We start from the raw sequence: 20208 nt of genomic DNA, 5'->3' as shown, positions 1-20208 counted from the left end.
CATCAATATTATAATTACTTCAATTTTTTATCATTCATTTAGCAACTGTTTGTGCTGCCTCTTTTTCCTGCGCATCAACTACGGCTATGGTAACCATATTCACAATTTCGCGCACAGAACTGCCCAACTGTAATACGTGAACTGATTTTTTCATACCCAGTAAAATAGGGCCAACAGCTTCTGCACCACCCAATTCCTGCAATAGTTTATAGGCAATGTTACCCGATTCAAGATTAGGAAATATAAGGGTGTTGGCAGGCTCGCCAACCAGGGTTGAGAACGAGAAATTATCCTGAAGTAAGGTTGGGTTAATGGCAAAGTTAGCCTGCATCTCGCCATCAATCACCATGTCCGGATATTTTTCGTGCAATATGCTTACTGCCTCGCGGGTTTTTTCGGGAATGATGCCGTCGTTAGAGCCAAAGTTAGAGTACGACAGCAGGGCCACGCGGGGCTTAATATTGAATTTTTTAACCGATCGCTCTATCAGCACGGTAATATCTACTAAATCCTGAGTGGTTGGGTTTACATTTACCGTAGTATCGCCAAAAAAAACCGGACCTTTTTTGGTGATCATCATGTACATACCGGCCACTTTGGCTACACCTGGCTCGGTACCTATAATTTGTAAAGCGGGCTTTACGGTAGGTACATAGTTTTTGGTTAAACCGGATATCAGCGCATCCGCATCTCCAAACTGAACCATGCAGGCACCATAGTAGTTACGGTCCCGCATCAGTTTTTTGGCTTCGTACAGGGTAACGCCACGGCGCTGGCGCTTGTTAAACAAGTACTCCGCATAAGCGCAGGCGCGCTCGCCGGTATCCGAACGTGGATCGATAATAGTTACATCGCCTAATTGCAAATCGTTTTCAAGCATAATCTGCTTGATGCGATCAACATTGCCCAGCAAAATAGGAATAGCGATCCCTTCGTCTATCACAATCTGGGCCGATTTTAAAATCTTATAGTTATCTGCTTCCGCAAATACCACACGTTTTAATTTTGATTTGGCCTTGTTGGTCAGGTTACGCAGAATTTTATTATCAACGCCAAGCCTGGTTTTTAGCTCCTCGGCATACGCGTCCCAGTCGGTAATCTGCTTACGCGCCACGCCCGATTCCATAGCGGCTTTTGCCACAGCCGACGATACCTCGGTTATTAACCGGCTATCCATCGGTTTAGGAATGATATACTCCCTGTCGAAATGTAAATTACGGGCGTTATAAGCCAGGTTAACTTCCTCGGGTACTGTTTTTTTGGCAATACCCGCTATAGCATGTACTGCGGCTATCTTCATAGCTTCGTTAATCGTAGTGGCCCGCACATCCAGCGCTCCGCGGAAGATATAAGGGAAACCCAATACGTTGTTTACCTGGTTAGGATAGTCGGACCGGCCGGTGGCCATAATGATATCCTTGCGTGCTTCTACCGCCACATCATATGCTATCTCCGGATTAGGGTTTGCCATTGCAAAAACAATGGGATTCTTGGCCATCACCTTTAACATATCAGGGGTTACCACGTTGCCGGCCGAAAGACCGATAAATACATCGGCGCCTTTCATGGCATCGGCCAGGTTTTGCACGTCGGTACGGGTGGTGGCAAAGGCCATCCGCATATCGTCAAGATCAGTACGGCCAGGGTGAATTACGCCATTGATATCAAACATCACCAGGTTTTCTTTTTTTACGCCCAGTGAAAGGTACAGCATGGAGCACGAAACCGCTGCTGCTCCGGCGCCATTGACCACCATCTTTATTTTATCCAGCTTTTTGCCCTGCAACTCGCAGGCGTTGAGCAACGCCGCAGACGAAATGATGGCGGTACCGTGCTGGTCATCGTGCATTACCGGGATATTCATTTCGGCTTTTAAGCGCCGCTCTATCTCAAAGCAAGTAGGGGCAGAAATATCTTCGAGGTTGATCCCCCCGAAAGTTGGCTCCAAAGCCTTCACTATCTTTACAAACTCATCAACATCGGTTACATTAACCTCTAAATCAAAAACGTCGATATCAGCATAAATTTTAAACAGCAGGCCCTTACCTTCCATTACTGGCTTACCGGCTTCGGGGCCAATGTTACCTAAGCCCAATACTGCAGTACCATTGCTTATTACAGCAACCAGGTTGCCCTTGGCTGTATACTTATAAACGTCATCCTTGTTTTCGGCAATACGCAGGCATGGCTCGGCTACACCAGGAGAGTAGGCCAGTGAAAGATCGCGCTGTGTATTGGTTGGTTTGGTAGGTACTACCTGTATTTTACCTGGGCGCCCCTTTGAATGATATTCAAGTGCATCCAGTTTACGATTAGTCTTGTTCATTTTGTGTGCTTAAAGCGCCCAAAATTACAATTCTTTTTTGAGCCAATTTAAAAAAATAAAAACGGCCCTGAAAATCAGGGCCGTTTACTATGTCGTCAATCAGAATTAACCTTTGCTAATCTTTAAAATCATACCGGGTTGTAAAGTACCCTTTTTCAATCCGTTTAATGCTTTGATGCGCTCAACACTGCCATCAAATTTTTCGGCTATTTGAGATAAAGTATCGCCAGATTTAACTTTATACGTTAAAACACTTTTTAACTCTTTAGCTTTAGGCGAGCTGTATTTATCCTCCGAAGAAGATGGAGCGCTCACCCTTAACTCGGTACCCGGTTGCACCTTGGTTTTGTGCAGTTTATTCCAAACTTTTAAATCCTGCACCTCAACGCCAAACTTATCAGCAATTGATGCTAACGATTCGCCACGTTTTACCGTATGGAAGCTTGGCATCTCCCTTTCTCTGCGTTTAACGGCTCTTACAGAGCTTTCGTTAAAACTGGCACGAACAGCTTCAAACTGGTTTGGCGAAACTGCCGGGTTGTTAAGGGCGTCATATAACAAAGCAAAACGGGCCTTATCAATCTGCGGTATCACCAAACGCTTAGGCGCGGCATCGGTGCCATTAATAATTTGCTTTTTGTATTGCGGATTTAAAATGCTTACCTCGCGTATATCCAGGTTCAATACTTTAGCTATATCGGATAAAGCCACGTATTTGTTAACCAATATGGTATCCGTTTTAACCGAAAAATCGCACTGCCCGGCAACAATGTTATGTTTACCATAATAGCTCATCACGTAGGATATAGCTATATAGGCAGGTACGTAGTTGCGCGTTTCTACAGGCAAAAATGGCCTGATAGACCAAAAATCGCTCGCGCCTGCTTTTTGTATAGCACGGGTAATAGCGCCTTTGCCGCAATTGTATGAGGCAATGGCTACCAGCCAATCGCCAAAATCCTGGTAGGCATCCTTAATGTATGCTGCTGCTGCGTAGCTGGCCTGGATAGGGTCGCGGCGTTCGTCAACATAATTATCCATGGTAAGGCCATACAATTTAGCTGTGGCAAACATAAACTGCCACGGGCCGGTGGCGCCTACACGTGATACGGCATTAGGGTCGAGCGCGGATTCAACTACCGATAAAAATTTAATCTCCTCGGGTATCCCAGCATCTCTGAAGGCTTTCTCGTAAATGGGGAAATAATATTTGGTTAAACCTAAAATTTTAGAGATCGATTCTTTGCGGTGGGGTGCGGTGTAAATATCGATATAGCTTTGTACGTATTGGTTATAATCAAGCGGCACATCTTTTTGAAGCGAGTCAAGGCGGCGCTTGTAAACCATATTCTGGTATGATGCCATGATATTATCGGCAACATCAGGTACAAAGGTAGTATCAATAACCTTAGGGTTGGCTTTATTAAACTGAACTGAGGCTGTATATGCGCCAGAATCAGTATTGATTTTTTTTAGAGGATGGAAAGACTCGGCTTTAACAGAATGGAGCAACAACAGGGCTATAACACAAGTCGAAAATTTCTTCATGCTTTACAATTTAGGAGGGCTCTAAAGCCACACTTTAACTTAACGATACTAAATTACTAATTTTTAGACAGTTCCAAAATATATTTTGAAAACTTCAGTAAATCAGATTCAGCGAAAGATTTGGTTAATAATTGTAAAGCTAACGGTAAGCCCTCGGTATTATTGCCTAATGGTAACGAAATGGCCGGTATTCCGGCTAAGGATGCCTGCACGGTAAAGATATCGGCAAGGTACCTCACTACCGGATCTTTAATCTGTTCGCCGATTTCAAAAGCCGGAGTTGGCGATGTAGGTATTAATATAAAATCGTATTGGTTTAAAATATCGTTGGTTCTGTCACGTATCATTCGCCTGATTTTCTGGGCTTTGGCATAATAGGCATCATAATACCCCGCGCTTAATACAAAAGTGCCCAGCATAATGCGCCGCTTTACCTCTTTTCCAAAACCTTCGGAGCGTGATCTTTTATAGGTCGATTCCAAGTCCGTTGCATTTGGGCTGCGGTACCCGTAGTGAACTCCATCATACCGGGCCAGGTTTGACGAAGCCTCGGCAGTTGTTAAGATATAATAGGTTGGTACCACATAGTCCATCAGATCAAACGATACGGGCTCAACCACATGCCCTTCCTGCCTTAATCTTTCAATATATGCATTCAACAGGTCCTTCTGCTGCACATCAACACCATTGCTGCTTAAAGCTTCACTGATGTAAGCTATACGTTTTTTACCTGTAAAGTTTAAATCATCGCTATAAGCAGGTACAGGTAAATCAGCCACGGTAGCATCGCGCTCATCTGCTCCGGAGATGATCTCCAAAAGCAGGGCAGCATCTTCTATTGATTTGGTAATAGGCCCGGCCTGATCAAACGACGAGGCGTAGGCAATCAGTCCGTAACGCGAAACACGGCCATAGGTAGGTTTAAGGCCAATAACACCGCAAAAAGCGGCTGGTTGCCTTACAGAGCCGCCAGTATCGGTACCTAATGCTGCATGGCACATGCCGGCCTGCACGGCAACTGCCGAGCCGCCTGAAGAGCCGCCCGAAACACGGGTTTCGTCGGCAAAGTTTTTTACGGGGCCCAGGTACGAGGTTTCGTTGGAGCCGCCCATAGCAAACTCATCACAATTACAACGGCCTATGATGATAACATCTTCGGCAAGCAACCGCTCAACTACCGTTGAGGAAAAGATAGAAGTAAAGCCTTCGAGTATTTTGGACGATGCGGTTACCTGATGGCCCTTATAGCAAATATTATCTTTAATAGCTATGACCATGCCGGCAAGTCTTCCGGCTGTACCTTGCTGTATTTTTAAGTCAACATCCTGCGCCAGCAGTAAAGCTTCATCAGCAAAAACCTCGTTAAAAGCATTTAAATGCCCGAATGTTTTAATGTTATCTAAATAGGCTTCAACTAATGCAACAACACTTGTTTCGCCCTGTTGTATAGCTGTTTGGATATCCGACAAAGTATAGTAAAGTTTCGTCATAGGGCGAAAATAAAAAAACTTATTGTACAAGAGTGATAAACTGTTATACAATAAGCTTTAAAATGCGACAAATATACTGGATTAAGTATATTTTCTATTAAAATTGAGTTTAAGCTCTCTTCTCGGTATGGTCACTTGCAGAAGGGGTATTAGCTGTACCTTCCGAAGCATCCTTAAATTCGCGGATGCCTTTACCTAATCCGCGTGCAAATTCAGGTATTTTTTTCCCGCCGAAAAGAACCAGCGCTACGATGACGATAATGGTAATATCCGGCGCGCTCAAAAACAAAAGAGTTGACTGTATCATGTTATATTTTTTTAATATGATTGATGAGAGATGGTGTTGGCTGGCGGTGTAAAATCCGGTTTAGGCGGAGTTACTTTAGCCTCGGTTATAGCCTGTTCATGCGCAGGTTGTTCTGCCATCGGCGCCGGGGCTTCAATTGCTGCCTCGTGCGTATCGGCCACCAGTTGCCGCGGTTGCTCAACAGGAGCTATCGCAGGTGTTTCGCTTTTTATTTCGTTATCACGATTAGGATTGGCCTCGTAACTGTTAATCTGCGAATGGATCTCGCGCTTAACCCCATCCGACAAATCTTTAAACTCGCGGATGCCTTTACCCAAACCGCGCGCAATTTCGGGAAACTTATCGCCTCCAAACAAAATAAGCGCAACAAACAAGATAAACATGATCTCGCTCGCGCTAAAACTGAAAAACAGGAATATTGAACTTAACATATCTCGATTGTTAATTATAGTAATAGACAAATAATTAAACACAAAGTTTAATTATTTATTGTGGAGTAAGCCATTGTCTTGGGTTCATATCAGATTGTCCTTTGTAAACTTCAAACCCAATCTCGGTATCACCACTGGTAGAATCGGTGGCTGCAATACCCAAAGTTTGTTTGGTACTCACCTTTTGGCCCTTTGAAACCGATACCGACTTTAAATTAGAATAAGCCGTTAAATATCCCCCGTGCCTTACTACTACCAAATAAGTACCTTCTACATTGTATACCTGTATCACCTCTCCCTCAAAAACCGACCGTACCGAAGCGCCACTTTCTGTTTTGATGTTGATCCCTTTATTTTCATCCTTAATACCCTCAATATAATACACGCCGTACTCGTGCGTAACAGCTACCATGTTAGCCACTGGCCACGGCAAACGGCCACGATTGCCTAAAAAATCGCTGGATAGCTTTGCCGCTTCCGGCGTTGTGCTCAACACATCGGATGTTTTAGCAGGTGCTTTCCTCACGCTTACAGGTGCGGGGCGGTTCTCGGCCCTGGCCTTTTCGGCGGCGGCGGCATTGGCTGCAGCAATCCTGCGGTTATCCTCTTCAATAGCCTTCCGGATAGCTTCGGCAATAGCCCTGTTAATTTTTGATAATTTACGCTGGGTGGCTGCCTGCTCCTGCTTAATTTGTTTTTGATGTTTAGACAGATCGACAACTACCTGGGCTTGCGTGTTTTTTTCTTTCCCTAAGGTTTGTTTTTCTTTTTCCTGATCCTGTAATAGGGTGCTTTTTTCCTTCTTGTTTTTATCAAGCTCAACAATTTTATGGTTCAGGTCTTTCTCTGTTCCACTGATGTAGGCCGCTTGCCTTTGGCGATAAGATCCTATCTGTTGTAGGTATTTTAAACGCTTGTAAGCCTGGTTAAAATCCTTGGCAACAAAAATAAACATCAGCTTATTGTAAGCGCTTTGATTACGGAAGGCAAACAGAACCATGGCCGCATACTCTTTTTTAAGCTGATCTAATTGTGACTGCAAACTGTGCACCGTATTTGTATTATCCGAGATCTGGTTATCTAAAAGCCTGATGCCTGAACTGATATTCTTGATCTTTTCTTCCCGCAGGGATATTTGCGCCTTAATAGTTTCGAGTTGTTTTAAGGTTGACCGCTTGTTTTTTGAGGTTTCCTCAAAATCGCGGTTGAGTTTTTCAAGTTGCTGGGTTAACTGCTCGCGCTGTTTTTTTAGTTCACTGCTGCTTTGAGCATAGGTTTTAACAGCTCCCAGTAAAATCAACAGAAATAAAAATAAACCCGATTTAAAAAACTTCATCAAAGCAAATTTAGTAAAAATTTAGCCTCCAAATTTAAACAAACACCCTTTATATTATTTGTGGCTTTGGTGGTATCTTAAAATTAATTTCCAATAATTTAGTTAAGCATGGTAAACCGGCCAGGTACGGCGTATGGAAAATCAACAGGCAGATCAAAATCTGCCTTGTTATAGTGCAGGTTAACCTGTATCTTTTTTTGCTGCGATACGGAATTGATATTGATTTGAGATGGCAACACCCTGTTTGACGTTTGTACAAACATGCTGTTATCAACCTGCAATGATTGACCGGCTAAACTATTTGACATATTGGTTTGGCTCACTCTTAAATCGGGCCCTAAAATTAATTTATAAACCAATTCCTGTAAGTTGCCGCTTACCTCGATGTTTCCGTTGCCCGGTTTTAAGGCAGCACCATCATTGATCAATTCCGGTACCGCATTACCTATCAATAACGACTCCAGTGTTTTGTAATTAATTTGCCTGCTGGTATAGGTATACACGTAACTAAAGGGCTTTTTTAAGTAGGTAGCTTCCAGCTTATTCATTAACTTAATACTATCGGGCGTAATTAAAGCCCTGGCAACCTCAATGCCCAGCACGGCGGTAATAGAAACCCAGATCTGATGATCCTTTTTGATCCGCACATTCATGGTAACATCATGGCTGTCACCATTGATATCCAATTTGGCTTGTGCCTTACCCGAGAAGGTATTAAAATCTACCTGCTTTGAGCGGATAGTTTTCAGCTTTTCTAATTTCAAATTATCAATTGTGGTGGCGGCGCTTGTGGTTTTAGCAACAGTACTGGTAGCAGTATCTGTTGAAACAGCCGTTGTATCCGCTTTACGCTCTGCAACGAGTTTCTTTTTGGCCTTACAGCTAAAAAGCACCAACAGGCAACATAACATCACCAATTTATTCGATATACTTTTTTTCATTTATTTTACGATCTAAAACTGCATTGTTGCTCCCACCCTGCTTCGCTTTCTTCCAGTTCTGAACGGCGGCATCAATATCGCCCAGGTAAAACAAAATATCGCCGTAATGTTCTATCTGCACAGCGCTTTTTTGCTTATCATGGGCAATGGCTTTTTCTATCCACACCTTGGCATCGGCATATTTCTTTTGCTTGAACAAAATCCAGGCATAAGTATCCTCAAACGACGCCGTGTTAGGCTGCAAATCGTTTGAGTGTTTTGACATTTGAGCTGCCTTTTCTAAATCTTCATTACGGATGCTTAAATAATAAGCAAAGTTATTCAATGTGTAAATGTTATCGGGATTATACGCAATGGATTTATCATAAGCCTCATCAGATTTTTTTATATCCTTCATGCTGTGATAGCAATCACCCATGGCCGAGTATGCCTGAGAGAGCATTGTTTTATCCTGCGTTTCGAGCGATGGGACATTGCTAACATAGCTTAACGCTTTGTTATAATTCTTTTTTTGCAGCCAGGCTACACCAACCAGGTAATTCATCCAGGCCTGGTTAGGAAATATGGATAAGGCTTCTTCGCCATCTTTAATGGCATCATCGAGGTTATTATCACTCAATTCAATCCGCACCAGTTGTTCCCAGGCAACATAAACCTGTCCATCAAGTTTCAGCGATTTTTTGTAAGCTATTTTGGCGTCTTTATAATTCTCGTTTTGAAGCAGCATATCGCCATAAACAGCAAAAGCTTTGGAGTTATTAGGATAAGTTACCGTTAAAATGCGGCTTAATTCCAGCGAGCTTGCCTTGGCATCGGCATCCGGAAATTTGGGCAAATAGCCCATAATAATATTCAGCTCTTGCTCTATACTCAAATCGGGCATGGTAAATGCCTGTTTTACCTGGTCAAAACTTTTTGAATATTCTTTTTTATCCTTGTAAACATCAGCCAGGGCCAAATGGATCATGCCGCTGTTGCTATTCACTTTCTCGGCCTTCTCTAAAACCTTCAGAGCCTTATCGTTAAAGCCATTTGAATTATAGATTTCGCTAAGCAACAGGTAATATCGCATCTGATCGGGGTTGGCTTTGATCATTTCCTCCAACTCGGCCGCGGCTTTGTCAATCTTGCCTTGCTTTAAATATATTTTTTGCCTGTTGGCTATAATATCATCGTTAAGCCCCAGCCGCTTTTCCAACTGGTCATAAATGGCTAATGCTTCATCGTACCTTTTTTCGATAAAATAGGCATTGGCTTTGTCAAACAAATACTCAGGATTATCGGGGTCAAGGCGCGTAAGCTCGTTAAAAACATTTTCCAGCTTAACCAGATCGTTTGTTTTCTCGTAACTCTCGGCGAGGCCAATCCAATAATATTTATTGTCGCGGTTAACGGTAACGGCCCTTTCAAACAGCTCGCGTGCACCAGCCTCGTTGTTTTGAATCTTTTTGATCTTGGCCAGTTCGAACATGGAGGCATCGTTGGCCGGATCAATTTGTAAAATCCGGTTGAACAATTCGGCAGCAAGCGTATAACTTTCAATGGTTTTTTCGCGCAAAGCGGAGAAGAAAAGTTGCTTTACCATATTGCTGTCGGAGTACGACATCGGCTTTGCCGCTACGACCACAAATTTCGGATCGTTAAACTGCGCCAGCACCGGCCTTGCAGCAAACGAGCATACTAAAAGCGATATGATAAATCCCTTATTCATGTTTATTGGTTAAACGCCGGTATGCCCGTAGCCACCGTGGCCCCGTGTAGTATCGGTTAATACTTCAACTTCGGTCCACTTAACCTGTTCGTGTTTGGCTACAACCATTTGCGCTATGCGGTCGCCGGTATTAATTTCAAAAGGCTCGGTTGATAAGTTGACCAATAAAACCTTAATTTCTCCCCGGTAATCGGCATCGATGGTTCCAGGAGAATTAACAATACTGATGCCATGTTTATAAGCCAGGCCACTGCGCGGACGTATCTGAGCCTCGTAACCTTCGGGCAGTTCAATGTGCAGGCCTGTTGGTATCAGCTTCCGTTCCATGGGTTGCAGCATTATAGCACTTTCCAGATCGGCGCGCAGGTCCATACCTGCCGCATGCGCGGTTTCATAAGCCGGCAGGGTATTTTTTGAGTTGTTGATGATGCGTATGTTCATTTCTTTTTAAATAACAACAAAAGCTCTTTTCGCTCCACGTAAAATGTACTTAACGCAAATAATATTAAAAGCGCATTGCCGATAAAAATATTCCGGTTAAAAACATGAAACGACAAGAACACGGTGACAATTGAAGCGATAATATAAGCTAAATTTTTTTTAAGATTATAAGGAATAGGGTAATTTTTTTGTCCCCAAACATAAGACAGAACCATCATGGTGGCATAGGCTATTAATGATGCCCAGGCCGATGCCATGTAACTGTATTTAGGAATAAAGATCCAGTTTAAGGCAATGGTGAGGATAGCCCCCACCCCCGAAATATAAAGCCCATAACGCGTTTGATCAGACAATTTATACCATACCGAAAGGTTCATGTAAATGCCGAGGCTCAAATAACCGAATAATAATAAAGGAACTACATCCAGGCCTGACCAATACAACTGCCGATGAGCCTGATCGCCTTTGATAAAGTACTTCAATATCTCCACGTTGGCTACAATGGCTACAAAAATAACTGATACTGCAATTACAAAATAATTCATGATACGGGCATACGTTTCGCCTGAATTTTTGCTTTTGGCATGGCTGAAAAAGAAAGGCTCGGCACCCAGCCTGAAAGCCTGTACAAAAATACTCAGGAACATGGCTATTTTACATCCGGCGGCGTATATACCCAATTGCTGATCGCTTATAGCCGCCGGAAGCCGCCTGTCGAGCAGTATCTTATCCAGGTTTTCGTTGATAATGAACGAGATGTTAGCCACCAAAATGGGCCCGCTGTAATACAGCATATTTTTAAACATGGCAAAATCAAAACGCAGCTTAAGTTTAAAAAACTCGGGCAGTAATAAAACAAAGGTGAGCAGGCTGGCCATCAGGTTTGATAGAAATATATATCCAACCCATTTAGGTTTATACCACTGCTGCATCCACTCCCATCCGGCCAGTTGATGTTTAATCATCAGCGGTATGCCGAATAAAAAAAACAGGTTAAGGCCTACTACAAATAAGATATTTAAAAACTTGACTACCGAATAGCGCATAGGCCTTCCATCTGCGCGGATTTTGGCAAAAGGGATAACGCAAACAGCATCAACCACCAGGATATAAATAAAACACTTAACATAGTAAGTATAGTCGGCATAGGTATCACCATGTCCCTTTTGCAGCCAGGCGGCTATATCATTCACAAAACATAAAGTGCCTGTTAAAAACAGCAGAGCTAACAGAGCTACAGTAAAAAACGAATTACTGTAAACCTTATCTTTATCATGCTCGTATTTGTTGAGGTACCTAAAAAAGGTGGTCTCCATACCAAAGGCCAGCACAGCATTAATTAAGGATGCCCAACTGTATAGTTTGGTAAAAATACCATAGATAGATGTAGGCAGCGTACCGACGTAAATGGGGGTTAGCACAAAGTAAAGCGACCGCGAAATAATGGTGCTTAACCCGTATATAGCCGTTTGACCGGCAAATTTTTTAATGGTTGACAAATTTTATCTGGGTATTGTTGTAGAACGCGATGATTACAAATTTCTTTTAACGATCTCAAAATTACGATAGTTTTTGATTTCGCCCTCATTGCTCTCCACCGAAGTTACTACCGTACCCTGTGGCCCTTCGTGGCACCAATCCAAAAATAACGGCATGTTCCAGTCCTCAGCTTCGGCTTCTATGTATACGTTACCATCGGGCTCGTTCTTGATAAATCCATTTACACCCAACTGGTTGGCAACTGCCTTGGTAGCTGCCCTGTAAGATACGCCCTGCACCTTACCCCGTACTGTTATATTTAAATGTTTGATTGACATAGTTGGCCGCTCTGAAACTTCAATTAAGGAAGATTTTAAAAGAGTTATTAGTATTTTATAATGTTAAACTTTGTATTGTTAGCTATCCATCAATAAATGGATCAAATAATAAGGTTTAAAACATTTTGTTTGAAATTATTAATATTCCTGTACCAATACATCGGTTGGAATACTTAGTGCGCTGTGCAGCCTACGGATCATATTAATAGATAGCTTACGCTTTTTATTTAGTATTTCGCTCACACGGCTTTTCAGTCCAATTATTTTTGCCAAATCATGATTGCTATAATTTAACTGCTCCATCCTGAATTTGATAGCTTCAATTGGATCAGGCAAATCTATCGGAAAATGAATTTTCTCATAATTATCTATCAATATACCTAATACTTCCAGTTCATCCCCTTCTGGTGTATTGGGTTCAGCATCAAAAATAATTTCGAGCCTTTTTAGAGCATCCGCATAATCTGCTTCTATTTTTATAGGCTTAATGTTCATTTGTTTTAAATTTTAGCCGCATCTATTTTATCATATTCAGCATGTGTACCAATAAAAGGTATCCAAACCATTTGATGAGAATAGCTTACTTTAACAATGAGCCGATACGAACTGCCTTTAATGTTAAAAACTATCCTATTGTCAGGGAGTATACTTGCGCTTGGATATTCAGCCTTGATATCATGGGAATTCATCCATGTACTTTTTTCCGCTTCATGATACCACGACTTCAAGGCTTGCTCACTGTTAGCATGTTTAAGCCAAAAATTTCGCAACGCGCTCCTGGTTATTATCCGCATTTAGAATCAAAGGTAGTTAAAATTCCCAAAATGGGAACATTTTTTTTAAATCAATCTCCTAACCTTAGTATGATCAGTTATCCTGAAATTATCGAGCCCGGTAATCAAATTTAGTCCCGGTGTTTTACCCACTTCAATTGATCCCTTATCATCGGCAATGCCTAAAAACTTAGCTCCATTAAGTGTAGCCCAGGGCAGCATTTGTGCAAAACTGATACCGGTAAAATTATCCTGAATGGTGCGCATTTCGCTCAGGATGCAAAGTTTATAATTAGATGCTAAGCTATCGGTACCGAGTGTAATGTTAAAACCCTGATCAAGAAAGAGATCAATTTTGGGCAGCTGATCTTCAATATACAAATTTGCGTTGGGGCAAAAGCACCAGTTTATTTTGCGATCAAACCGTTTAACAAAGTAAATATCCTTTAAATTGGTAAAGGTATTATGTACCAGCAATATATTTTGTTTGTTTGTGAGCAGCGGCACCACGGTTTGTATGGAATTACGCGCCTGCGGCCTAAAAAACGAAATATCAATCTTAAAAAAATTATACAGATCGATAAACTCGCCCAGTTTATAACGGTATAGCTTATTCTCCTCCTGGCTTTCCTGGTTATGGATGCTAATGAGGTTAGGCCGTTCTTCAGATAATTTATTGATGCTTCTAAACAACTCCTTGCTCACCGAATACGGTGCATGCGGTGTAACAGAGCATGGTAATGATTTAAATTGGTTGCATAAAGCAAGGGCATCATTAAAAACTGCCTGCGCCCTGGAGGGCAAAAAGCTAAATACCTCAATAAAGGTATGATAGTATAGTTTGCTTTCGTTTTTTAATTGAATTGTAGCCGCGCTGTTAGCTATATCGCCCACGGCAACAATACCATTCTGGTACATCTCTTGGTCGGCGGCTTTCGCTGCATCAAGTATGGCGATTTCATCGGCATGGCGATGTGTTTGTACCTCCTTGATAAAATTAACAAGCCCTTTTTTGGCTGTTATTTTGCTTTTTAAATGCGAGAGCTCAACATGGCAATGCGTGTTAATAAAACCGGGGCAGATAATGCCCTCCAGTTTTTCTATTTTGATATCATTGCCCTGATTTGATACTCCATCGTCGAGGGCTACTATTTGTCCGGAATCGTCAACTGTTACAATTCCATTTTTTATCGGATCGGCATTAACGGGAAAAATGTAATCGGCTTTAAATTTTTTCATTAAACAGTAAATTAATGCCTTTATTAACTTTAAAAAATTGCTTTAAGAATAAATACTATTAACTTAAAGTAATGTTTTGAGTTATTTGAATAAAAACATTAGATGCAAAAAGATAGATTTTTAAATTTAAGTAACTTTGCAAAACAATGCAAGCAAACAAGACAGATATCCGCAGTTTAAGCTACGAGGCTTTGCAGAAACTTTTTTTAGAATTAGGTGAAAAAAGTTTCAGGGCAAAGCAAGTTTATGAATGGCTCTGGAAAAAATCCTGCTTTTCTTTTAATGAAATGAGCAATCTTTCTAAAGAACTCCGCCAAAAACTTGAAGAGCAATTTACCATCAACAATGTTAAAGTAAACACTTCGCAATTTAGCGCGGATAAAACTATAAAAAATTCTTTTATTTTACACGATGGGCATTTAATTGAAGGTGTTTTAATTCCGGCAGACGACCGGATGACGGCCTGTGTATCATCCCAGGTAGGTTGCAGCCTCACATGTAAATTTTGTGCTACAGGATATATGGAACGGAAACGTAACCTCAACCCGGACGAGATATACGACCAGGTAGTGCTGATCGATCAGCAGGCGCGCCAAAACTACGATCATCACTTAACTAATATAGTGTACATGGGCATGGGCGAGCCCTTGCTTAATTATGCTAACGTTTTAAAATCGATAGAACGGATTACTGCGGAAGATGGCCTGAATATGGCGGCAAAAAGAATCACGGTTTCTACTGCGGGCATTGCCAAAATGATAAAAAAACTGGGCGACGACCAGGTAAAATTCAACCTGGCCCTATCTCTGCATGCTGCTAATGACGCCAAACGTAACGAGATTATGCCGATTAACGAGCAAAACTCGTTAAAGGCTTTAGCCGAAGCATTGAAATACTACTACGCTAAAACCAAAAACCCCGTTACTTACGAGTACATTGTATTTAACGATTTTAATGATGAGATACAAGATGCCGTTGAGTTAGCCGCCTTTTGCAAGCATATCCCCTGTAAAGTAAATATTATTGAGTATAACCCGATCTCCTTCGCCAGTTATACCAATGCTGACGTTGATAAAATAGAAGCCTTTGCCGATTATCTGCGTAAGCAGGATATCAACACCAATGTTCGCCGAAGCCGTGGTAAAGATATTGATGCCGCCTGCGGGCAGTTGGCTATTAAAGAGAAAGCGGTTGTTTAGTGGGGCTTGAAACTCACCTTTAAAATATCTCCGCTTTGCTATAATATTAACAGAGCAGCATTGTGTAACTGCCCCGGTGTACCCAAAGCAAAGGTGATATTTTGAACCTGGCTAATTATTTAAGCAGGTAAGAAAACTGACGCCTTCTGCTGCACTCCTGGCGCCGGTTTGGCACAGGCCAGCACAAACAATTCCAATTATTCTTTTCTCCCACCGAAGGATTTTGATTTTATTCTCGTCAAATTAGTTGTGATCAAATTTAGAGATTGACAGAGCAGCAACTATTACAGGATTTAGTTAAGGGTGACGAAAAAGCCTTCAGGTTATTGGTAGATACCCATAAAAACAGGGTATACAATACTGTATTGGGTTTCATTCGCCATGCAGACGACGCGGAAGATATTACCCAGAACGTATTCATCAAAATATTTGAAACTGCGGGCAGCTTTAAACAACAATCAAAATTGAGCACCTGGATCTACCGGATCAGTGTTAACGAAAGTTTAGATTTTATAAGGCACAAAAACCGCAAAAAGCGCTGGGCCGTAATCACCAGTTTATTTGACAGTGATAACGAATTATTGCATCAGCAAGCCGACACAGACCACCCTGGCGTGTTAGCTGAAAATAAAGAAAAGGCTCAGATTTTGTTTAGTGCGCTCGATAAACTGCCGGAAAAACAAAAAACAGCCTTTCTGCTTCAAAAAACGCAGGACTGCAGTCAGCAAAAGATCGCCGAAATTATGCAGATCAGTGAGGGAGCGGTTGAATCGCTATTAACAAGAGCTAAAGCCAATTTAAAAAAACTATTAGTAAACTATTATACAGCATGAAAACCAAAAACGAGATAGAGCAATTAGCGGATGAAACTTTGGCGAGCCTTGATCAATTGCAGCAGTTGGAAGCCAACAGCTTTTTATTTGCCAAAATACAAAGCCGCATGTTATATAAAAATCAATGTAATAACCTTGCCGGTGTAAAAACCATGTCCAAGCTAAGTGTTGCCCTGGCACTGTTTATAGGTTTAAATATAGCGAGCTATTTAATGTTGAACACAGTGCCCAAACAACATATCAAGGCACAAAGTTCGGCTGCAGAAGCTCTTGCCAGCGAGTATCATTTAAATACAGATCAATACAGTTATTAAAACGATGAAGAATTATAAACTTTGGTTAGCTGTGGTAATTATACTGCTCATTATTAACAGTGGGGTATTGGCTTTGATGTGGTTCCATAAAAGCAGGCCCGGCCATGGCAATTACGGTCCAGCTATGGAACCGAAAGACATCTTGATAAGCACCCTTTCCCTTACAACAAAACAGCAGGAGCTATTCGCCGTTATGCGAAATAAACACCGGCAGCTAACTAACACGCTTAGCCGGCAAAACCATCTGTTGCACGATAGCCTGTTCAATTACATTAAAGCGCCCAAAATAGATACAGCGCTGATTAACCGACTGTCGGACAGAATTAGCAATAACCAATCCCTTGTTGAAAAGGCTACCCTATATCATTTCAGAGAGCTACGTGCCATTTTAACCATGGCACAGCAACAAAAATTTGACAGCATTATACAGGATGTAGTACGTATGATGAGCGGACCGGGCCGCAAACCGGGCCAACGCCTGGGAGGGCTCCATGGCGAAGAGAGCGAACGACCGCAAGGGCCGCCACCCGAGGATATGAGGCCAGGGCAAAACCTTCCGCCCGAGGGACCACCACACAATTAAAAATATTTTTTGGTATGGCCCGCAGGATTTAAAGGCCCAAAGCATCTAATTACAGATAAACCCTTTTTCCTCTCATCATGAAAGCTAAACTATTCCTTGCCAGCAGTATCGCGTTACTAACGATAATTATATGCGCCTGTAAAAAAAATTCGTCCAATACTGATACCAGTACAGTTACCAATATAGGCGCCAATGTGCCTGACGTTTACAAAAAAATTTACGGCGCTACCGACATTTATATTGAGGGCGACTTTGTAGTGATCAAGGCAAAAAATCTTCCCGATCATAAATCTCCTTATTACCAGGGCACGCAATGGGCATCTACTAAATACGAAGCTTATAATGGCACTAACCCCAACTGGCAACAAAACCCAAATACCATTGCCGAAAATGATGCTACTTATAAAATCCCCTTACATCCGGCGGTTGCTGCCAGCCATGCATCAACACCATTGGGAGCTATGGGTGTGGCCATTAACGGGATAGCCATTTTTAACCAGTATGCTGCCATGCGCGCACCGCTAACTAACGAGATAAACGGGTTTGATCAATATGGCGGCCACCCGCAACTAAGCGGGGTTTACCATTACCATGCAGAGCCTTTTTACCTAACAAGTACCAAAGGAAAAGATGCCCTGATAGGATTTTTACTGGATGGTTTCCCCGTTTACGGCCCAACCGAAAATAGCAAAACGATAACCAACGCCGATTTGGATGTTTACCACGGACATACAACGGCTACCGCCGATTACCCGAACGGTATCTATCACTATCACATTACATCAGCTGACCCTTACATTAACGGAAATGGATTTTATGGCACTCCCGGAACCATATCTCAATAAACTATTTGCGGTATTTGCATTAATGGTGCTCATTGCCAGTTGTAAAAATGAGCCATTAAACCATGTATCTGTTAATACCGAAGATAGCCGGCTTAAACACACCCAGGGTATTTTATGTTTGGAAAACAGACCCTTTACAGGCTTAACCTACGAGCTGTTTGAAAATGGCGACACGGCTAAGATCATTCCCTATAAAAACGGCAAGCAAAACGGTATCATGAAATGGTGGTATCCTAACCGCCAACTTGCCCAGGAGCGTTTTTTTGATGACGGTAAAAAAGAGGGTATACACCTCGGCTGGTGGCCAAACGGAAAGTTGAAATTTGAATATCGCTTTAGCAATGATGAATATGAGGGCGAAGTAAAAGAATGGCTGGAAAACGGAAGAGTGTTCCGGATATTTCATTATGTTAAAGGCCATGAAGATGGTAGCGAGCAAATGTGGTGGGAAGATGGTACGATAAGAGCCAACTATGTAATTGTTAACGGCGAGAAATTTGGCCTTTTTGGCCAGAAACTATGTGTAAACAAGGTAAGTAAACAGCAATGAAAACAATACTTTTCACTTTAGTGATCATGTTATCGGCTTGTCATCAAAAGCCGGCCCAAACTGGCCTGCCTTATTTTGATACACCCGACTTCAAGCCGATTTGGATTGACAAAACTACCGCCGGATTTCAAACCCTGCACACCATACCCGGTTTTAGCTTTACCGATCAGGATGGCAAAAGCATTACGGATAAAACAGTAGCCCATAAAATTTATGTAGTGAACTTCTTTTTCACCAAATGTGGCAGTATATGCCCTAAGATGACTGACAACATGAATAAGGTAGCCCATGCGTTTATAAATGATCAACGCGTGTTGATGCTCTCCCACTCGGTAACACCTGCGCTTGACAACCCCTCCATTTTAAAAAGCTATGCCAAACAAAAAAACATAGTCAACCCCAACTGGCACCTGCTTACCGGCAATAAGCAGCAAATTTACGAAATTGCCCGTAAAGGTTATTTTGCGGAAGATGCCGTTGGATATAATAAAGACTTTTCTCAGTTTTTACATACCGAAAATTTTGTTTTGGTTGATGGGCACCGCCACATCCGCGGTGTTTATAACGGCACCATTGACTTTGAGATTGAAAACCTGGTAAGGCATATTAAAATGCTGGAACAAGAAGTAGATTAGTTTTGTACTGGCGGCTGTCAAGCACATGAGATAACGTTGATTTTACGTCTTAAAAGGTAATACGGCACTGCCATCCTTTGTTGGCCGTTGGTTAATATAAATCGGCTACCACTTTTTTATATTAAAGTAATCCATTAATTTCAGCTGCATCATGAGCGTACGCACTTACCTTAAGGATTTTGTGGCTTTAATTTTTCCTGAGTTATGCCAGGCCTGCGGCTGTAGCCTGGTGAACGGCGAGGATATGATTTGCATGAATTGCGTTTATGACCTGCCTTATACCAATTTTCATCAGCAAAAAGATAATGTAGTGGCAAGGCAGTTTTGGGGACGCATTGATTTACAGCTCGTTTATGTTTTACTTTATTTTACCAAAGGCGGCAAGGTGCAAAATATGATGCACCAGTTTAAATATAAAAATATGCCGCGCATAGGTAACAGGCTTGGCGAAATTGCAGGAAAGCAATTAGGGGCAACCCCAGCCTATCAAACTATTGATGTGGTTATCCCGGTTCCGCTCCATCCGAAAAAATTAAAACTGAGGGGATATAACCAGAGCGACCACTTTGCGCAGGGCCTGGCCGTAAAAATGAATATTCAGGTTGATTGTGAAAACCTCATCAGACTTAAACACACGCAAACACAAACAAAAAAATCGCGCTTTTCGCGATACGAAAACATGAAGGAAGTGTTCAGTGTAAAAAAACCCGAAAAATTAGCCGGTAAACATGTGTTGCTGGTTGATGATATTGTTACCACAGGATCTACCCTTGAAGCCTGCGGCATTGAGCTGCTTAAAATACCGGGCCTTACCCTAAGCATTGCCGCCATAGCCTATGCAGAATAGGTTATAGCCAGCGGTGTTTGAATAGCACATGCAATTAGGCAA

22 protein-coding genes are annotated in these 20208 nt (G+C 42.0%); 8 read left to right on the top strand and 14 right to left on the bottom strand.

The window, feature by feature from the left end; genetic code table 11:
* Positions 1–34: 34 nt before the first annotated feature.
* The 14 genes from MUCPA_RS20955 to MUCPA_RS20890 all read right to left on the bottom strand — a co-directional run bounded on the left by MUCPA_RS20955 (position 35) and on the right by MUCPA_RS20890 (position 14360).
* The gene (locus MUCPA_RS20955) at positions 35–2326 is read right to left on the bottom strand and encodes an NADP-dependent malic enzyme (protein ID WP_008509131.1); all 2292 of its coding nucleotides are present in this window, start codon (positions 2324–2326) and stop codon (positions 35–37) included.
* A gap of 105 nt (positions 2327–2431) precedes the next feature.
* Positions 2432–3874 (bottom strand): lytic transglycosylase domain-containing protein, encoded by a 1443-nt coding sequence (locus tag MUCPA_RS20950; protein ID WP_008509130.1) that lies wholly within the window; start codon positions 3872–3874, stop codon positions 2432–2434.
* Between the two features lie 56 nt (positions 3875–3930).
* Positions 3931–5364 carry an Asp-tRNA(Asn)/Glu-tRNA(Gln) amidotransferase subunit GatA gene (gatA, locus tag MUCPA_RS20945; protein ID WP_040626222.1) on the bottom strand — a complete coding sequence of 478 codons (1434 nt, stop codon included), beginning with the start codon at positions 5362–5364 and terminating at the stop codon, positions 3931–3933.
* A gap of 109 nt (positions 5365–5473) precedes the next feature.
* Complete coding sequence (locus MUCPA_RS20940; protein ID WP_008509128.1) at positions 5474–5671, bottom strand: twin-arginine translocase TatA/TatE family subunit; 198 nt, start codon at positions 5669–5671, stop codon at positions 5474–5476.
* Positions 5672–5682: 11 nt separating this feature from the next.
* Entirely contained in the window at positions 5683–6102 is a 420-nt protein-coding gene (locus tag MUCPA_RS37155; protein ID WP_008509127.1) for a Sec-independent protein translocase subunit TatA/TatB, read from the bottom strand.
* A gap of 55 nt (positions 6103–6157) precedes the next feature.
* Positions 6158–7438, bottom strand: coding sequence for a murein hydrolase activator EnvC family protein (locus MUCPA_RS20930; protein ID WP_008509126.1), 1281 nt, complete (start codon positions 7436–7438; stop codon positions 6158–6160).
* Positions 7439–7536: 98 nt separating this feature from the next.
* A complete protein-coding gene (locus MUCPA_RS20925; protein WP_040626221.1) occupies positions 7537–8379 on the bottom strand; it encodes a DUF4292 domain-containing protein in 843 nt (280 codons plus the stop codon).
* A complete protein-coding gene (locus MUCPA_RS20920) occupies positions 8357–10090 on the bottom strand; it encodes a tetratricopeptide repeat protein (protein ID WP_008509124.1) in 1734 nt (577 codons plus the stop codon). The genes MUCPA_RS20925 and MUCPA_RS20920 overlap by 23 nt, the downstream gene beginning before the upstream one ends.
* 9 nt (positions 10091–10099) lie before the next feature.
* Positions 10100–10531 (bottom strand): dUTP diphosphatase, encoded by a 432-nt coding sequence (dut, locus tag MUCPA_RS20915; protein WP_008509123.1) that lies wholly within the window; start codon positions 10529–10531, stop codon positions 10100–10102.
* Positions 10528–12030, bottom strand: coding sequence for a lipopolysaccharide biosynthesis protein (locus tag MUCPA_RS20910; protein WP_008509122.1), 1503 nt, complete (start codon positions 12028–12030; stop codon positions 10528–10530). The genes dut and MUCPA_RS20910 overlap by 4 nt, the downstream gene beginning before the upstream one ends.
* 33 nt (positions 12031–12063) lie before the next feature.
* Positions 12064–12348 carry an acylphosphatase gene (locus MUCPA_RS20905; RefSeq protein ID WP_008509121.1) on the bottom strand — a complete coding sequence of 95 codons (285 nt, stop codon included), beginning with the start codon at positions 12346–12348 and terminating at the stop codon, positions 12064–12066.
* A gap of 138 nt (positions 12349–12486) precedes the next feature.
* Complete coding sequence (locus MUCPA_RS20900) at positions 12487–12843, bottom strand: helix-turn-helix domain-containing protein (protein ID WP_008509120.1); 357 nt, start codon at positions 12841–12843, stop codon at positions 12487–12489.
* A gap of 5 nt (positions 12844–12848) precedes the next feature.
* Positions 12849–13142, bottom strand: a complete 294-nt coding sequence (locus MUCPA_RS39590) for a type II toxin-antitoxin system HigB family toxin (protein ID WP_008509118.1) — start codon at positions 13140–13142, stop codon at positions 12849–12851.
* 45 nt (positions 13143–13187) lie between these two features.
* A complete protein-coding gene (locus MUCPA_RS20890) occupies positions 13188–14360 on the bottom strand; it encodes an amidohydrolase family protein (protein ID WP_008509117.1) in 1173 nt (390 codons plus the stop codon).
* Positions 14361–14506: 146 nt separating this feature from the next.
* Here MUCPA_RS20890 and rlmN point away from each other — a divergent pair, with 146 nt between their 5' ends.
* The 8 genes from rlmN (at position 14507) to MUCPA_RS20850 (ending at position 20166) form a co-directional block, all read left to right on the top strand.
* On the top strand, positions 14507–15559 hold the full coding sequence (gene rlmN, locus MUCPA_RS20885) for a 23S rRNA (adenine(2503)-C(2))-methyltransferase RlmN (protein WP_008509115.1): 1053 nt from the start codon (positions 14507–14509) through the stop codon (positions 15557–15559).
* Between the two features lie 266 nt (positions 15560–15825).
* Positions 15826–16392 (top strand): RNA polymerase sigma factor, encoded by a 567-nt coding sequence (locus tag MUCPA_RS20880; RefSeq protein ID WP_008509113.1) that lies wholly within the window; start codon positions 15826–15828, stop codon positions 16390–16392.
* Entirely contained in the window at positions 16389–16706 is a 318-nt protein-coding gene (locus MUCPA_RS20875; RefSeq protein WP_008509111.1) for a hypothetical protein, read from the top strand. Before MUCPA_RS20880 ends, MUCPA_RS20875 begins: the two co-directional genes overlap by 4 nt.
* A gap of 4 nt (positions 16707–16710) precedes the next feature.
* Complete coding sequence (locus MUCPA_RS20870) at positions 16711–17289, top strand: Spy/CpxP family protein refolding chaperone (protein ID WP_008509110.1); 579 nt, start codon at positions 16711–16713, stop codon at positions 17287–17289.
* A gap of 77 nt (positions 17290–17366) precedes the next feature.
* A complete protein-coding gene (locus tag MUCPA_RS20865; RefSeq protein ID WP_008509108.1) occupies positions 17367–18134 on the top strand; it encodes a YHYH protein in 768 nt (255 codons plus the stop codon).
* The gene (locus tag MUCPA_RS20860) at positions 18106–18684 is read left to right on the top strand and encodes a toxin-antitoxin system YwqK family antitoxin (protein ID WP_008509106.1); all 579 of its coding nucleotides are present in this window, start codon (positions 18106–18108) and stop codon (positions 18682–18684) included. The genes MUCPA_RS20865 and MUCPA_RS20860 overlap by 29 nt, the downstream gene beginning before the upstream one ends.
* Positions 18681–19319 carry an SCO family protein gene (locus MUCPA_RS20855; protein ID WP_008509103.1) on the top strand — a complete coding sequence of 213 codons (639 nt, stop codon included), beginning with the start codon at positions 18681–18683 and terminating at the stop codon, positions 19317–19319. Before MUCPA_RS20860 ends, MUCPA_RS20855 begins: the two co-directional genes overlap by 4 nt.
* Positions 19320–19470: 151 nt before the next feature.
* Positions 19471–20166 carry a ComF family protein gene (locus MUCPA_RS20850; RefSeq protein WP_008509101.1) on the top strand — a complete coding sequence of 232 codons (696 nt, stop codon included), beginning with the start codon at positions 19471–19473 and terminating at the stop codon, positions 20164–20166.
* Positions 20167–20208: the final 42 nt, after the last annotated feature.

Origin of the sequence: Mucilaginibacter paludis DSM 18603 (assembly GCF_000166195.2) — a bacterium.
Taxonomy (GTDB): domain Bacteria; phylum Bacteroidota; class Bacteroidia; order Sphingobacteriales; family Sphingobacteriaceae; genus Mucilaginibacter; species Mucilaginibacter paludis.
This window is presented reverse-complemented; position numbering and strand designations above follow the sequence as displayed.

What these genes read in the sequence shown, in the direction of transcription:
- MUCPA_RS20955 (WP_008509131.1), bottom strand. Translation starts at nt 2,326, where the DNA reads ATGAACAAGACTAATCGTAAACTGGATGCACTTGAATATCATTCAAAG.
- MUCPA_RS20950 (WP_008509130.1), bottom strand. Translation starts at nt 3,874, where the DNA reads ATGAAGAAATTTTCGACTTGTGTTATAGCCCTGTTGTTGCTCCATTCT.
- gatA (WP_040626222.1), bottom strand. Translation starts at nt 5,364, where the DNA reads ATGACGAAACTTTACTATACTTTGTCGGATATCCAAACAGCTATACAA.
- MUCPA_RS20940 (WP_008509128.1), bottom strand. Translation starts at nt 5,671, where the DNA reads ATGATACAGTCAACTCTTTTGTTTTTGAGCGCGCCGGATATTACCATT.
- MUCPA_RS37155 (WP_008509127.1), bottom strand. Translation starts at nt 6,102, where the DNA reads ATGTTAAGTTCAATATTCCTGTTTTTCAGTTTTAGCGCGAGCGAGATC.
- MUCPA_RS20930 (WP_008509126.1), bottom strand. Translation starts at nt 7,438, where the DNA reads ATGAAGTTTTTTAAATCGGGTTTATTTTTATTTCTGTTGATTTTACTG.
- MUCPA_RS20925 (WP_040626221.1), bottom strand. Translation starts at nt 8,379, where the DNA reads ATGAAAAAAAGTATATCGAATAAATTGGTGATGTTATGTTGCCTGTTG.
- MUCPA_RS20920 (WP_008509124.1), bottom strand. Translation starts at nt 10,090, where the DNA reads ATGAATAAGGGATTTATCATATCGCTTTTAGTATGCTCGTTTGCTGCA.
- dut (WP_008509123.1), bottom strand. Translation starts at nt 10,531, where the DNA reads ATGAACATACGCATCATCAACAACTCAAAAAATACCCTGCCGGCTTAT.
- MUCPA_RS20905 (WP_008509121.1), bottom strand. Translation starts at nt 12,348, where the DNA reads ATGTCAATCAAACATTTAAATATAACAGTACGGGGTAAGGTGCAGGGC.
- MUCPA_RS20900 (WP_008509120.1), bottom strand. Translation starts at nt 12,843, where the DNA reads ATGAACATTAAGCCTATAAAAATAGAAGCAGATTATGCGGATGCTCTA.
- MUCPA_RS39590 (WP_008509118.1), bottom strand. Translation starts at nt 13,142, where the DNA reads ATGCGGATAATAACCAGGAGCGCGTTGCGAAATTTTTGGCTTAAACAT.
- MUCPA_RS20890 (WP_008509117.1), bottom strand. Translation starts at nt 14,360, where the DNA reads ATGAAAAAATTTAAAGCCGATTACATTTTTCCCGTTAATGCCGATCCG.
- rlmN (WP_008509115.1), top strand. Translation starts at nt 14,507, where the DNA reads ATGCAAGCAAACAAGACAGATATCCGCAGTTTAAGCTACGAGGCTTTG.
- MUCPA_RS20875 (WP_008509111.1), top strand. Translation starts at nt 16,389, where the DNA reads ATGAAAACCAAAAACGAGATAGAGCAATTAGCGGATGAAACTTTGGCG.
- MUCPA_RS20870 (WP_008509110.1), top strand. Translation starts at nt 16,711, where the DNA reads ATGAAGAATTATAAACTTTGGTTAGCTGTGGTAATTATACTGCTCATT.
- MUCPA_RS20865 (WP_008509108.1), top strand. Translation starts at nt 17,367, where the DNA reads ATGAAAGCTAAACTATTCCTTGCCAGCAGTATCGCGTTACTAACGATA.
- MUCPA_RS20860 (WP_008509106.1), top strand. Translation starts at nt 18,106, where the DNA reads ATGGCACTCCCGGAACCATATCTCAATAAACTATTTGCGGTATTTGCA.
- MUCPA_RS20855 (WP_008509103.1), top strand. Translation starts at nt 18,681, where the DNA reads ATGAAAACAATACTTTTCACTTTAGTGATCATGTTATCGGCTTGTCAT.
- MUCPA_RS20850 (WP_008509101.1), top strand. Translation starts at nt 19,471, where the DNA reads ATGAGCGTACGCACTTACCTTAAGGATTTTGTGGCTTTAATTTTTCCT.